A 13,909-nucleotide genomic window follows, 5' to 3' on the forward strand; every position below is an offset into this window, starting at 1 on the left:
ACCTTGTGTTGCCAACGAAGGCGTACCGAGAATGACTCCGTCGAACACTTTCCGAGGCGAGGAGCCCACCCATGACGTCGATCAACGAGAAGGCGACAACGCTGCTGCAGCTGCATCAGCCCGGCAACCCCGTCATCCTGCCGACGGTATGGGATGCGTGGTCCGCCAATCTGGCTGTGTCCGCGGGTTTCCGAGCACTCACGGTCGGGAGCCACCCGGTGTCGGATTCGATCGGCAAGCCGGACAACGAGGGAATTACCTTCGACGAGCTCCTGCATCGGATCTCTCAGATCACCTCCGCAGTGGACCTGCCCATCTCGGTGGACATCGAATCCGGGTATGGGCAGGAACCTGCTCGCCTCATCGACGGGTTGATCGGGGCCGGGGCAGTTGGGCTGAACATCGAGGACACCGTCCACAGTGAGGGCGGCCGACTGCGTGAGCCGGCCGAGCACGCCGACTTCGTGGGTGGACTACGCCAGGCAGCCGACGCCGCGGGCGTGCACGTCGTGGTCAACGCGCGTACCGACCTGTTCGTCAAGAAGGTCGGCGACGAAGCCGATCGCGTCGACCGCGCCATCTCCCGGCTGAAGCTCGCAGCCGACGCCGGCGCCGACGTGCTGTACCCGGTGGGCCGTCACGACGACGCCACCCAAAAACGTCTCACCTCCGAGCTGCCGCGGCCTGTCAATGCAATCGGCCTGCCCGACCAGGACGATCCGGCTTCCTTCGGGCCGCTGGGCGTCGCACGCGTGAGCTTCGGCCCCTTCTTCCAGGCTGCTCTCGCCTCGCACGCCGCAACGTTGCTCGGCCGCTGGTCCTGACCCGTGGGCGCTTCTCGACCAACCCTGGCCAACACGTACTCGCGGGGTCAGCGCGACTCTGAATAGGCCTTCAGGTGCGCCACCTGCTCGGGGTCGAGTGAGGGGCGCACCTTCTCGCGTGCGGCCGCCACGTCGTCGGCGGTGACGTCGGCGGCGTCGATGCTCCGGCGCATTGCGGCAAGTGCGGCTTCGCGGAGGAGCGCCGAGCAGTCGGCGGCCGAGTAACCGTCCAGGTCTTCGGCCAGAGCGTCGAGGTCGACGTCATCGGCGAGCGGAACCGATTTCCCGGCGGTCCGCAGAATCGCACGGCGCGCCTCCGCGTCGGGCGGCGGCACGAACACCAGTCGTTCGAGGCGTCCGGGGCGCAGTAACGCGGGGTCGATCAGGTCGGGTCGGTTGGTGGCACCGAGCACCACGACATCGCGGAGGGGCTCGACGCCGTCGAGTTCGGTGAGCAGTGCGGCCACCACGCGGTCGGAGACGCCGGAGTCGGAGCTCTGACCGCGGCGCGGGGCCAGCGCGTCCACCTCGTCGAGGAAGATGAGCGACGGCGCGGAGTCGCGCGCCCGCTGGAACAGCTCGCGCACCGCCTTCTCGGACGCGCCCACCCACTTGTCCATCAGCTCGGCGCCCTTGACGGCGTGCACGCTGAGGTGTCCCGAACTAGCCAGGGCCCGAACAAGATACGTCTTTCCGCAGCCGGGCGGTCCGTACAGCAGCACTCCGCGGGGAGGGTCGACACCCAGACGCGCGAACGAATCCGGATGCTGCAAAGGCCACAGCACCGCCTCGGTGAGGGCCTGCTTGGTCTCCACCATGTCGCCGACGTCGTCGAGGGTCAGGCTACCGATCGCGAGTTCCTCGCTCCCCGACCGCGACAGGGGGCGGATCACATCCAGGGCGCCCAGTAGATCGTCCTGGGTGAGGGCCGGTTCTGCCGGTGACCTGGTGGCGCGGGAGGCTGCCCGCAACGCTGCTTCCCTGCAGAGGGCTGCGAGATCGGCCACGACGAATCCTGGCGACCGGGCCGCGATGGCATCGAGGGCGATCCCGTCGGTAGGCACCTTCCGTAGCAGCAATTCGAGCAGGGCCCTCCGGGTCGCGCCGTCGGGCAGTGTCAGGGCCAGTTCGCGGTCGCACAGATCCTGCCCGCGCAGTCGGGTGTCGGTCGATTCCGGATGCGCGGAGGTCGCGACGAATGCGACACCGGCACTGTCGACGGCGCGGCGCAGTTGGTCGAGGATCAGCGCGGACACGGGTTCCGCAGTCGCGGGCAGCAGGGCGTCGATGTCGGTGATGAGTAGCGCTCCGCCGCTGCGGACCGTGTCGACTGCGGCTGTGACCCGTTGCAGTCGCGCACCGGCTTCGAGGGCGCCGACGCTGGGCCCGTCGAGTTCGACGACGCGCCGCGACGCCAGCACGGATCGCGCCAGAGTGGCCTTACCGACGCCACCCGGTCCGGTGACGAGAACTCCCAGGTGCGGCGACGCCCCCAGTTTCCTGAGAAGTTCGGGTTCGTCGAGCGCGAGTCCGAGCCACTCGGTGAGTTTGGCGGCCTGGCTGTGCGCGCCGACGAGGTCCTCGACGGGGAGGGATGGGACGGCGGCTGCTTCGGTCACCGTCGCCGACAGGCGCGCCGGCGCGGACGAGACCACGGTGCGTGTGCCCTCACCCCACCCGACCGCTGTGTTGGGCTGCACGCTCACCGGTCCGCCCGCCGGGTCCACTCCGGTAACGGTGAGCAGTTCCGACGTCCATGCGACGCCGAAGGTCCGGGACAGTGCCTGGGTGGCGGGGGCTGTACTGGTCCCGGGACCGAGGTCGCGGGGAAGCAGGGACACCGTGTCACCGACTGTGAGAACTTTTCCGAGCAGGGCCTGACGCAGGGTGACATCCGAGATCGAGGTGACCGCCAGGTTGGAGCCACTGACGGTGACCGTCCTGCCGCCGTACACGGTCACGGGGTTCACGACGACGGAGGTGTTCTCGGACAACCCGGCATTCGACATCGTCACGTCGTCGAGGAGCGCAGTGCCGGTGGGGGTTCCGGCCGGCGCGACACCCGCCACCGCTGCTGTCCGGCGTGCCCCGACCAAAGCGATCGCGTCCCACTCCCGGAGACCGAGCGCGGCGAGCGCTTCCGGATGCAGCCGCACCACGCCGCGTCGCGTGTCTGCGGCCGAAGTGTTCAGTCGGACTGTGAGCGCGAGTTCCGGTGAGGTCACGCGTCGAGCCTACGTGCGCGCGTGCCCTATCGGGCCCGTGGACGGCGCAACCCGAGCCGCGCCGCGGAGCGTCGTCCGCGGGTGTCGGGCTGACGCCGGATGGCTCGCCGTTCGGACGGCTTGATCTCCCAGGTCTCGGGTCGCGCAGCCACCCACCGCTGCGAACGGACCGCGAACGGGATGTGCGCCAGGTACACCGCGACGAGGGCCATCAGCAGAATGAACGGGTAGGTGACCAACGCTGCCGCTGCGAGCGCGACCAGCACCAGCAGACCTGCCGCCATGCGAGGCGGCACGGACACGGTCTTGAGAGCCAGAGTCGGGATGCGACTGACGATGATGGCCGCGGAGAACACCGTCCACGCCACGACGACCGGATACGACGTCCACCAGCCGTCGCCCCATTGTGCTGCCGCGGCCAACGGGGTCAGTGCCACCAAGGCGCCCGCGGGAGCCGGGACGCCGACGAAGTACTCGCTGGCGTAACCGGGCATATCGTCGTCGTCGAGCAGAGTGTTGAAGCGGGCGAGCCGCAGCACGATGCTCACTGCATAGATCAACGCGATGATCCAGCCGAAGCGCTGACCGTCCAGCAGGGTCACGTAGAGCACGAGAGCCGGGGCGACCCCGAACGAAATGGAGTCGGCGAGCGAATCGAGTTCGGCACCCATCTTGCTCGTGGCGTCGAGGAGCCGTGCGATCCGCCCGTCGAGTGAGTCGAGGACGGCGGCGGCACCGATCATTGCCAGCGCGCTCCCGAGATCGCCGTCGAGCGCGAACTTGACCGCGGACAGCCCACCGCACAACGCGAGAATCGTGACGACACTCGGCAACAGGCGCACCGCTTGCCCTGGTCTCCCTCTCCGCTGCTTCGTACTGGCGATCACGGCAGTTGAGCGATGACGGTTTCGGCACCGATGGTCCGCTGGCCGCGCTCGACCAGCAAGGTGGTGCCCACAGGGAAGTAGGTGTCGACGCGGGAGCCGAATCGGATCAGACCGTAGGTGTCACCGATCGGCAATGTGTCGCCGACCCCGGCGTCGCACACGATTCGCCGGGCCAGCAGCCCGGCGATCTGCACCACGGCAACGTCGAGGCCGTCCGAGGTGCGCAGCAGCATGCTGTTGCGTTCGTTCACCTCGCTGGCATCGGCGAGGTCGGCGGACAGGAACTGGCCTGCCCGGTGCACGACCTTCTGCACCACTCCGCCGACCGGGCTGCGCTGGACGTGAACGTCGAGCACGGACAGGAAGATGCTGACGCGGGGCAGGGGCTCGGAACCCATGTCGAGTTCAGGCGGCGGGACCGCCGTATCGACGAGTGCGACTTCACCGTCGGCAGGCGCGACCGCCACGCCCACCCGGTTGGGGGGAACGCGGTGCGGATGCCGGAAGAACGCGGCGCACGCTGCGGCAGAGGTCAGCGCGCCGCGCCGCACCCACTTGCGCTTGCGGCCGAGTACCGCCACGCCGAGCGGTGCGAGAACGAAGGGCAATCCGGCCGGATGAAGCGGCGGGACTGCACCTCGGGCGAGATCGACGAAGTGGCCGATCCCTGCGGTCTGCGCGGTTCCGGGTGGTCTGGGCTTACGGGCCACGGGCTCCTCTAACTGTGTCGGGCGGGACGGCTACCTGCCGTTGCGGCGCCCCCACAGGTTACGTGAGCGCTGCCGGCTGCAACGGCATCAGGAGAGAGTACGCACTCACAGGAGCAGACGGGGAAACGGACCGCGCACGGATGGCGAGCGGAGCGAGGGACCGCCGAAGCGGAACGCCAGCTGATCGCCGCCGGATAGAGCGTCGTAGCTGATCACGATCGGCCTCGGTGGACGCAGCGAGGGCGCCCCACACCTCGGCGAAGAGATGTCGGGCGCCCTCGGGGTCGGCTTGCGTTCGCGAGTTGCCGAGCGGGTTATTTGCCTTCGGCAGCCGATTTGATACGGGCCAGGGTGGTGTTCATACCCTCGATCAGTTCGACCTCGAAGTCGTCGTTGCCGCCCAGCACTGTCTTCACCAGGAACTGCGACACCTTGGACGTTCCGGTCGGCGCCTCACGGCGTTCGATGACCTTGGTTCCGCCGGCGGTGGGCTCGAGTTCGTACGACCAGATCGTGCGATTCTCGACGACGCGGAATGCGATCGACTTGTTCGGCTCGAACTTGACGACCTTCGAGGTGGTCGGCCAGACGAGCATGCCCTTGCGGTTGATGTTGATCGTCTTCGTGCCTTCTTCGACCACACCGCCCAGCACGCGCATCGTGCGGCACTGCGGGCTCCACTCGCCCATCCGCTTCAGATCCGACACGACAGCCCACACGTCCTGCGGGGTGGCGTCGATTTCGATGCTTGCTTCGAGGGTGTTTGCCATCGGCTGTCTCCAGTCAGGGAAAGTGGTACGGGTAGTTACAACTACCTCTTGCCGTCATCGTAGGCGCTCGGAGAACGCTTCTGTGCGGCAGGTCACCTTCTTTGTACCCGCCGGCATTGTCGCGTCGCTCCGCGCGCCTCACCGAAACCGTGTAACTCAGGGGGCACGATGGACGATAGAAGAGTCAGTGCAGTGGTAAGCGCCAGTGCATGGCAAGTCGTCGAGACGGTGTTCGGAAGTGATCGTCGTGAATGTTCATTCGATCCTGCGGCGGGACCGCAGCCCTCTCCCTCTACTCGAATCTGCCCGATTGCAAGGACGCCCGTCCTCGTGGCCGAGTGAAAAACTCGAACGTCTCATGACGCCACGCGAAATCGAAGAAGTTCTCCGCGGCGACGTGTGACTGCTGTTCGCACCCCGCAATTCCCGACCTACGCCCCTCGCTGGGGTGGACACTGGGTCTGTGGGTACCGAAGAGCCTGTAGTCGTCGGTGTCGGTCCGGTGTCTGCCGAAGAAGTGATCCGGGTGGCCCGGCTCGGCGCGCGGGTGCGGATCTCCGAAGAGGCCATGTCCACGATGGCGAAAAGCCGTCAGTGGATCGCGGCCCTCGCCGGGTATCCCACACCGGTGTACGGGGTCTCGACGGGGTTCGGCGCCCTCGCGATCCGGCATATCCCCCTCGAGAAGCGTGCCCAGTTGCAGCGGAGCCTGATCCGGTCCCATGCCGCCGGCAACGGCCCGGAGGTGGAACGGGAGGTGGTGCGTGCGCTGATGTTGCTGCGGCTGTCGACTCTCGCCACGGGCCACACCGGTGTCCGGCCGGAGGTTGCGCAGGTGTACGCGCACCTGCTGTCCGCGGGCATCACCCCGGTGGTGTACGAGTACGGGAGTCTCGGCTGCTCGGGTGATCTGGCGCCGTTGGCACACGTGGGTCTCGCCGTGATCGGCGAGGGCACCGTGCGTGACGCCGAGGGGCGTCCTACCCCGGCCGCCGAGGCACTCCGGGCCGCAGGCATCGCACCGGTGTCGCTGGAGGAGAAGGAGGGGCTTGCCCTCGTCAACGGCACCGACGGCATGCTGGGCATGCTGCTGCTGGCGTGCGACGACCTGCGTCACCTGTTGCGTCTGGCCGACATCACGGCAGCGATGAGCGTCGAGGGCCTGCTCGGCACGGACAGAGTGTTCGCCGCCGACCTGCAGTCGCTGCGGCCGCATCCCGGACAGGCCGCGGCGGCCGAGAACATGACCAGGCTGCTGGCCGGCTCCGACATCGTGCGCAGTCACGCGGGTCCCGGATGCACCGTGGTCCAGGACGCCTATTCGCTGCGCTGCGCCCCGCAGGTCGCCGGCGCCGCGCGTGACACCCTCGCACATGCGGAGCAGGTCGCCGAACGGGAACTGGCGAGCGCCGTCGACAACCCTGTGGTGACTGCGGACGGCCGCGTCGAGTCGAACGGCAACTTCCACGGAGCACCGCTGGCCTACGTCCTGGATTTCCTGGCGATCGTGGTCGCGGACGTGGCGAGCATGAGCGAGCGCCGCACCGACCGTTTCCTCGATGTCGCCCGAAGCCATGGATTGCCGCCGTTCCTCGCCGCCGATCCCGGAGTCGACAGCGGCCACATGATTGCCCAGTACACGCAGGCCGCAATCGTCTCGGAACTCAAACGTCTGGCCGTGCCCGCAAGCGTCGACTCGATTCCGTCGTCGGCGATGCAGGAGGATCACGTGTCGATGGGGTGGTCGGCGGCCCGCAAACTTCGGCGCGCCCTCGACGGCCTCACCAGGGTCCTTGCGGTCGAGGCGCTGACTGCGGCACGGGGACTCGATCTCCGTGCGCCGCTGGCACCTTCACTCGCGACGGGTGCCGTGCGGGATGCGATCCGCGAACACGTCGCCGGGCCCGGAACCGATCGATACCTGGCACCCGAGATCGACGCGGTGGTGGCGCTCGCGTCGTCCGGCGCCCTCCTGGCCAGTGCCGAGGCCGTCGTCGGCACGCTGGCATGAGACGAAAGACGGGTTCATCGCAAGGGGTCGAAATGCCGCAACACCGGGGACGGATCGCCGTCCGTCATCGACTGGGCGACCAGGCGGCCCGTGAGTGGGCCCAGAGCGATACCCCACATTCCGTGGCCACCGGCAACGTGCACACGCGGTGAGCGGGTGGCGCCGACGAGAGGTAGTCCATCCGTGGTGCACGGGCGTGAACCCACCCATTCCTCCTGGCGGGCTTCCCAGTCGATTCCCGTGAACAAGGGTGTCGCGGCGTCGATGATGGCCTGTACCCGTCGCGGATCGAGGGGTGCATCGGGACTGCGGAACTCCATCATTCCGGCGACACGGAAGCGGTCGTGCAACGGCGTGCACGCCACCCGCTGGGTGGGGAAGTACACGGGGTTCTTGGGCATCTGGTGTGGCCGGACGCTGAAACTGTAGCCACGGCCGGCCTGGACGAGGGCGCGAACGCCGAATGGACGTGCCAGCGTGCCGAGCCGTGCACCGCTCGCGATGACGACCGCATCGGCCGGTACCGAATCGCCGCTTGCCGAAGCGAGGCGGACGTCACCGGCACCACGGTCCTGGACTGCGGTGACGTCGAATCCGGACACGATGTCGCCGCCCCGGGCGCGGACGGCGTCGGCGAGAGAATGCACGAACCGCGGCGGATCGATGAAGCGCTGGTTGCGCAGGCGTAGGCCGCAATGCACGCCGTCCCCGAGACTCGGCTCGAGCGAATGGATTTCGTCGGCGTTCACCCGGTCGTACTCGACCTCTCCGCCGGCAGCCTCCACGTGGCGGAACTCGTCGACGAGCACTTCCCGATCCTCGTCGGACTTGAATGCGGTGAGGAAGGGGTCTGCGAGGTGGGTGTGTTCGGCGACGCCGCCGTCGGCGAGTTGGTCGTAGGCGCCGAGGGAAATCCGGTTCACTTCGGCGTATACCTTCATCGCCTCCTCCCATCGCGCGGAAGTGCAGTGCCGGGCGAAACCGACGAGGAAACGGAGGAGGCGCACGTCGGTGGTGAAGGGAACGTATACCGGCGAAGACGGATTGAGCATCGCGCGGAGGCCGTATTTCAGGACGGCGGGCTCCGGGAGCGGAAGGGTGAGGGCGGGAGCGAGCCAACCCGCGTTACCCCACGACGCGTCGGCCGCAACGCCTTCCCGGTCGACGACGGTGACGCGGACGCCTCGCTCCTGCAGGAACCAGGCTGTGGACAGGCCGACGACACCGGCTCCGACGATCGCGACATGATTCGGGCGCCCATTTGTGCTCATGAGTCCATCATCGGGCGGCATTCACGCCGGGGGAGTAGCCGTTCGGCCAGTGCCTGACCCCCACCGTTGTGCAATCGGACAGGGGTCACCGCGGCCCTCACCGCTCGCGCAGGCCCCGCAGTTTCAGATGCAGCATGAGGACGAGTCGGGTGTCTGCGTCGGAGAGGTCCACCCCGCACGATTCGACGCAGCGCCGGAGCCGATTGCGCAGAGTGTTGGGGTGGACGTGCAGGGCTGCGGCGGCATCGGCCACGTCGCCGCCGTGGGCTAGAAACGCGCGTGCCGTGGCCACGAGGTCGGTCCCGTGCTGCTCGTCGTGCGCGACGAGGGCGGCCAGCGGGGTGAGTGTGCCCAGGCCGTCGAAGATGTCGGCGACGCGTAGCGCGAGGACCGACGCGAGCGTGTCGCGCATGGTGCCGACCACACCGCCGCGGGAGGCGTGTTGCAGCGCAGCGAGTACCCGGTCGGCGTCACCCCGCGACAGATGCGCCTGCCCGGCCGTGTCGACCGCACGCCCGACGGCGACGACGAAGGCATGACCACTGCGCGCACGTCCGAGGAAATCGTCGGCCAGGCGACGGACATCCTTCTCACCGGCGGCGATCACCACATAGATGATGTCGTCGAGCTGGGCGGCGACGGATTCGACGGCCAGCGTGTCGAGGTAGAGGCCGAGCGAGGCCAGCAGCCCGGACGGCAGCGACTTGCCGGGCGCGACCGGGGCCGCCGCCGCGACGGTCAGCTGGCCGCTCAGCCGCAGGTCGTCGGCGGCCCGGAAAGCGGGCTCGCCGCCGGTGATGAGGGCACGAACCCGGTCGACCTGCAGTCGCCGCGTGACGTCCACCCGTTCGCGTTGCGCGGCGATGTGTTCGGCCACGACCGGTACGGCGGACCGGAGGATCGCTTCCTGTTCCGGCGTCGGGAAGGCGGTCACGGCAGCCCAGATGGAGCCCACGGGGCGACCGCCGTCACGCACCGCGATCGCCGCCCGTGGTCGCATGTCGGGAACGTGCAGATCCACGTAGATGACGTCGGTGTCGTGGTGAAGGCGTTCGAACACACCGGCCTCGGTGAGTAACTGCCGGTACCGTCCCGGCACCTGGCGTCCGAGGATCGTCCCGATCCGCGCTTCGTCCACTGCCTGCTCGCCACTCGAGTACGCGAGCACCGTCGAGTTCTCGTCCTCGATCGTGATCGGGGCGCCGATCAGTTCGGCCAGAGACCCCGCCACCGTGAACAGGTCTTCACCGCGCAGGTCCATGCTCGGAGCCTAGTTGGCGCGGGACCGAGGGGTCGTTCCGACGTGGAGGGGTTTGGGCTCGGTAGCTGTGGGCATAACGGTGTACAGGGCGTTCCGACGGTGATCCGGCTGAACGCGCCTGTCCCACAACAGTCAGGAGAGGTCATGGAGAGAGCGTTGATTTTCGTAGCGGGGGCGGCCGTGGGATTTGTCCTGGGCGCCCGGTCGGGCCGACAAACCTACGAGAAGATGAGGGAGCAGTCTCTCGAGGTCTGGCACAACCCTGCCGTGCAGGAGAAGGTGAGCGGCGCGACGGAGACGGTGAAGGACAAGGCCCCCCAGGTGCAGCACAAGGTAGGCGAGCTGGCGAAGAAGGCTACCCACCGCGGCACCGACACGAACTCGGCCGCCGCTGCCACTACCGGAGTGCCGCGAGGCGACGCAACGGCCCCCACGCCGGCGGCCACGGACTCGCCCGTTTCTCCGCCGCCGAGCGGCAAGCACACCCAGAGCCCGAACTGACCGAGGACAGACGCCCGGGGGCATTTCTGTGGGTATGGCGGCGGCGCGGCGCGGAATCCGGACGATGGCTGCGTGGCGCGCCGTCAGCCCCGGGCCGATCGCCGGTACTCCGCTGCGGTGGGGTCTCGAAGCGATCCCCGAGCCCGCGCCAGGTGAATTGCTGGTCAAGGTTCTGGCCTGTGGGGTGTGCCGAACGGACCTTCATGTCACCGAAGGCGATCTCCCTGCGCACCGACGAGGAGTGATTCCCGGCCACGAAGTCGTGGGGGAGGTTGTCGCAGTGGGTGATTCCGTCACCGGCGCATTCGCTCCCGGGGACCGCATCGGTATCGCCTGGCTTCGATACACCTGCGGTCGGTGCCGGGCGTGCCGCCGGGGTAGCGAGAACCTCTGCCGGCAGTCGCGGTACACGGGATGGGACGCGGACGGCGGATACGCGGAGTTCGCGACGGTCCCCGCCGACTATGCGCTGCGCCTACCCGACGGGTACCTCGACACCGAGCTCGCGCCGCTCCTGTGCGCCGGAATCATCGGTTACCGCGCACTTGCGCGCGCCGAGGTGCCGGACGGCGGTGTGCTCGGGATCTACGGATTCGGAGGGAGTGCGCACCTGACCGCCCAGGTGGCGCTCGCCCGTGGCGTTCGCGTGCACGTCATGACGCGAGGTTCGCAGGCGCGGGCACTTGCCGAGAAGCTCGGCGCCGCGTCCGTGCAGGGGGTGCGCGACACCCCGCCGGAACCGCTCGACTCGGTGATCCTGTTCGCCCCCGCCGGAGAACTGGTGCCTCTGGCCATGGAGGCGCTCGCCGACGGCGGAACGCTTGCCATCGCGGGCATCCATCTCACCGACATTCCGCAGCTCGACTATCAGAAGCATCTGTTCCGGGAGCGGCAGGTCCGCAGCGTCACCGCCAACACCCGCGTGGATTCCGCCGCGTTCCTCCGATTCGCGGCGGACCATCGGCTGACGGTCGACATCCATCCCTATCCACTCGACCGCGCAGATCGGGCCTTGCGCGATCTGTCCGACGGAACGTTCAGCGGAGCAGCAGTTCTCGAACCATAGAGGGAGAGGGACATGAGCGAGTACGCGGGCCCACCGGTGGTGGTCGGGGTGGACGGGTCGCGGCCGGCACTCGATGCTGCGCGCTGGGCCGCGGCTACCGCCGTCCGGCTCGACGCACCGCTCCTGCTCGCACACACCTACCCGGACGGGGCGACGTTCTACAACGGCACCGCAATGATGATCGACGCGCAGTTCATCCAGGAACTCCGGGCAGACGGAAACACCATGCTGGACACCGCCCGCGCGGCCGTGCTGGAGGAGCACCCCGGACTACCTGTCGAGCGAGACCTGCGGACCGGGACGGCAGCCGCCCGCCTGATCGAGCTGTCGCGCGCCGCCCGGATGGTGGTTCTCGGCGCGCAAGGTGCGGGTGCGCTCACGGACTACCTGCTCGGTTCGACGGTGCTGCGCACGATCAATTCTGCGCACTGCCCGGTGGCCGTGTTCCGAGGTGCCCTCGATTTCCCGTCGCCGGACCTGCGACCGATCGTTGTCGGTGTGGACGGCAGCCGGATCAGCGAACTCGCCGTCCGCCAGGCATTCGCGCTTGCCGCGGCGTTCGGAGTCGGACTCGAGGTAGTGCACGCCTGGAGCGGCGAGCGGCGCCATGCGCTCGCGCACGCGTCGAAGTTCGTGGACTGGTCTGCGTACGAAGAAGCGGAGAGAGCCGTCGTATCCGACTGCCTCGCCGAGCGGGTCGAGAACTACCCCGACGTGCAGGTCACGGGAGCCACCATCGAGGGCGCACCCGCCGAGGTGCTGATCCGGCACGCGTCGTCGGCGCAGTTGCTCGTCGTGGGCAGCCACGGCCGGGGCAAGGTGCTGGGTGCCCTGCTCGGATCGGTCAGCCAGAATCTCGTGCACCACGCGCCCTGCCCGGTCTTGGTCTGTCACGCTGAGCGGTTGCCCGGATAGGCTCGACGCCATGGCTGCGGTCGAGGGTGTTCTGTTCGATATAGACGGAGTTCTGGTTACTTCTTGGCATCCGATCGACGGCGCTGCCGATGCCGTCCGTGAGGTGCGGGACCGGGGCCTTGCGTGCGGCTATCTCACGAATACGACGTCGCGGACGTGCGACGAGATTGCGGGCGCACTGCGGAGCGCGGGTATCGACACCGAACCCCGTGAGATCGTCACAGCCGCCCGCCTCACCGCCGAGTACCTCCGCACCACCTACCCGGGGGCGCGGGCCTGGGTGCTCAACAACGGTGATATCACGCCGGACCTCGCCGGGATCGAACTCGACGGGGACGACCCGCAGGTTGTCGTCCTCGGTGGCGCAGGCCCCGAATTCACCCATCGTGCGCTCAGCCGGGTAGTCGAGTTGATGCTCGACGGTGTCCCGGTGGTGGCCATGCACCGGGGGACGACCTGGGCAACCCGCGACGGACTGCGCATCGACACCGGCGCCTACCTCCCCGGTATGGAGGAGATCGCCGGGACGAACGTCGTCTCGGTCGGCAAGCCGTCGCTGGCCGCATTTCTCACCGCCACCGAGCTGATGGGAACGGGTCCCGATGCGGCGATCATGGTCGGTGACGATCTGACGGGAGACGTCCTCGCCGCGCAACGGGTGGGCCTCACCGGTGCACTGGTGCGCACAGGCAAGTTCCGGCAGTCGATTCTCGACCTCGCCGCGCAGCGGCCGGACCACGTCATCGACTCGGTCGCGCAGCTCCCCGAGCTGCTCGACGGACTCTCCTGAGCACAGTCCGGGACTAACCGGCCGGGAACGGGTACTGTCGCGGCGAATCCTCCAATTCGACGTTCCCAGAAGGAGCTTCCATGCTCGCTGTCTCCACGCCCGCCACCTCGATCGCCTCGGCCTCCCGTACCCGCATCTCTTCTTTGTTCGGCCGACGGCTGGCGCGTGCGGGAGCGGCGATGGTCGTCGGTCTGGGTGTCGCGGCGGGACTCTCGGTCGCCGGTTCCGGTGTCGCCGGTGCCGCCCCCGTCACCTGTGTCTCCCCTCCCTCGGTCAATGACATCCAGGTGTCGGACACGGCGAGCTGTGGTGCCAAGGCGACCGAGGCCGGTGTCGCCCGTGCGACCGCCATGGAGAGCGGAACTGCGGTGAGTGTCGCCGACGGCCACGGCTCCACCACCACCTATGCCAACGGGTTCGGAACGTCTCTGGGTGCGTCGACGGGTTCGGGTCAGGCGTACGCAGTGTCCCTCGGCGGCGGCATCGCGCGGTCCGGGGCTGCTGACGGCACCACCACCGTGGCGATCGCGGGCTGGGGTTCCGGCGCATCCTCCGACGCGAACGGCGTCGACTGCGTCGGCGCGCTGTCGCTCGCCTTCAACCTGAACACCGGTCAAGTCTGCGCCATGCGCTGATGCTCTGACCCGGCGGTCTCGTCCCGACCTTGCACTCACCCTG

The 13,909-nt window shown here is 68.4% G+C and carries 13 protein-coding genes; 7 read left to right on the forward strand and 6 right to left on the reverse strand.

Translation table 11 applies throughout. The features are described 5' to 3' along the window. The first annotated feature begins 71 nt into the window (after positions 1 to 71). On the forward strand, positions 72 to 824 hold the full coding sequence (locus NOF53_RS16700) for an isocitrate lyase/PEP mutase family protein (RefSeq protein WP_255970690.1): 753 nt from the start codon (positions 72 to 74) through the stop codon (positions 822 to 824). A gap of 47 nt (positions 825 to 871) precedes the next feature. Here NOF53_RS16700 and NOF53_RS16705 read toward each other — a convergent pair whose 3' ends face one another. The 4 genes from NOF53_RS16705 to NOF53_RS16720 all read right to left on the reverse strand — a co-directional run bounded on the left by NOF53_RS16705 (position 872) and on the right by NOF53_RS16720 (position 5,416). Continuing rightward, positions 872 to 3,049: an AAA family ATPase gene (locus NOF53_RS16705; protein WP_255970691.1), complete on the reverse strand. Its 2,178-nt coding sequence runs from the start codon at positions 3,047 to 3,049 to the stop codon at positions 872 to 874. Positions 3,050 to 3,075: 26 nt separating this feature from the next. Then, a complete protein-coding gene (pssA, locus tag NOF53_RS16710) occupies positions 3,076 to 3,936 on the reverse strand; it encodes a CDP-diacylglycerol--serine O-phosphatidyltransferase (protein ID WP_255970693.1) in 861 nt (286 codons plus the stop codon). Further along, entirely contained in the window at positions 3,933 to 4,646 is a 714-nt protein-coding gene (locus NOF53_RS16715) for a phosphatidylserine decarboxylase (protein WP_255970695.1), read from the reverse strand. The genes pssA and NOF53_RS16715 overlap by 4 nt, the downstream gene beginning before the upstream one ends. A gap of 314 nt (positions 4,647 to 4,960) precedes the next feature. Further along, positions 4,961 to 5,416: an SRPBCC family protein gene (locus NOF53_RS16720; protein WP_255970697.1), complete on the reverse strand. Its 456-nt coding sequence runs from the start codon at positions 5,414 to 5,416 to the stop codon at positions 4,961 to 4,963. Positions 5,417 to 5,879: 463 nt separating this feature from the next. Between NOF53_RS16720 and hutH the strand changes: the two genes are divergently transcribed. Next, entirely contained in the window at positions 5,880 to 7,427 is a 1,548-nt protein-coding gene (gene hutH / locus NOF53_RS16725) for a histidine ammonia-lyase (protein WP_255970699.1), read from the forward strand. A 14-nt stretch (positions 7,428 to 7,441) separates the two neighbouring features. Here the strand turns inward: hutH and NOF53_RS16730 are convergent, their stop codons facing one another. Together NOF53_RS16730 and NOF53_RS16735 are read right to left on the reverse strand one after the other, a co-directional pair. Then, on the reverse strand, positions 7,442 to 8,698 hold the full coding sequence (locus tag NOF53_RS16730; RefSeq protein WP_255970701.1) for an NAD(P)/FAD-dependent oxidoreductase: 1,257 nt from the start codon (positions 8,696 to 8,698) through the stop codon (positions 7,442 to 7,444). Between the two features lie 97 nt (positions 8,699 to 8,795). Beyond that, positions 8,796 to 9,959: a PucR family transcriptional regulator gene (locus NOF53_RS16735; protein ID WP_255970703.1), complete on the reverse strand. Its 1,164-nt coding sequence runs from the start codon at positions 9,957 to 9,959 to the stop codon at positions 8,796 to 8,798. Between the two features lie 144 nt (positions 9,960 to 10,103). Here NOF53_RS16735 and NOF53_RS16740 point away from each other — a divergent pair, with 144 nt between their 5' ends. The 5 genes from NOF53_RS16740 to NOF53_RS16760 all read left to right on the forward strand — a co-directional run bounded on the left by NOF53_RS16740 (position 10,104) and on the right by NOF53_RS16760 (position 13,866). Then, complete coding sequence (locus NOF53_RS16740; protein WP_255970705.1) at positions 10,104 to 10,460, forward strand: YtxH domain-containing protein; 357 nt, start codon at positions 10,104 to 10,106, stop codon at positions 10,458 to 10,460. 64 nt (positions 10,461 to 10,524) lie between these two features. Continuing rightward, entirely contained in the window at positions 10,525 to 11,526 is a 1,002-nt protein-coding gene (locus NOF53_RS16745; protein WP_255970707.1) for a zinc-binding alcohol dehydrogenase family protein, read from the forward strand. A 12-nt stretch (positions 11,527 to 11,538) separates the two neighbouring features. Further along, positions 11,539 to 12,441 carry a universal stress protein gene (locus NOF53_RS16750; RefSeq protein ID WP_255970709.1) on the forward strand — a complete coding sequence of 301 codons (903 nt, stop codon included), beginning with the start codon at positions 11,539 to 11,541 and terminating at the stop codon, positions 12,439 to 12,441. A 10-nt stretch (positions 12,442 to 12,451) separates the two neighbouring features. Then, positions 12,452 to 13,231: an HAD-IIA family hydrolase gene (locus NOF53_RS16755; RefSeq protein WP_255970711.1), complete on the forward strand. Its 780-nt coding sequence runs from the start codon at positions 12,452 to 12,454 to the stop codon at positions 13,229 to 13,231. Between the two features lie 80 nt (positions 13,232 to 13,311). Next, positions 13,312 to 13,866 (forward strand): DUF6764 family protein, encoded by a 555-nt coding sequence (locus NOF53_RS16760; protein WP_255970713.1) that lies wholly within the window; start codon positions 13,312 to 13,314, stop codon positions 13,864 to 13,866. Positions 13,867 to 13,909 lie beyond the last annotated feature (43 nt).

The sequence above is a fragment of the Rhodococcus tibetensis genome (assembly GCF_024438035.1).
Taxonomy (GTDB): Bacteria; Actinomycetota; Actinomycetes; order Mycobacteriales; family Mycobacteriaceae; genus Rhodococcus_F; species Rhodococcus_F tibetensis.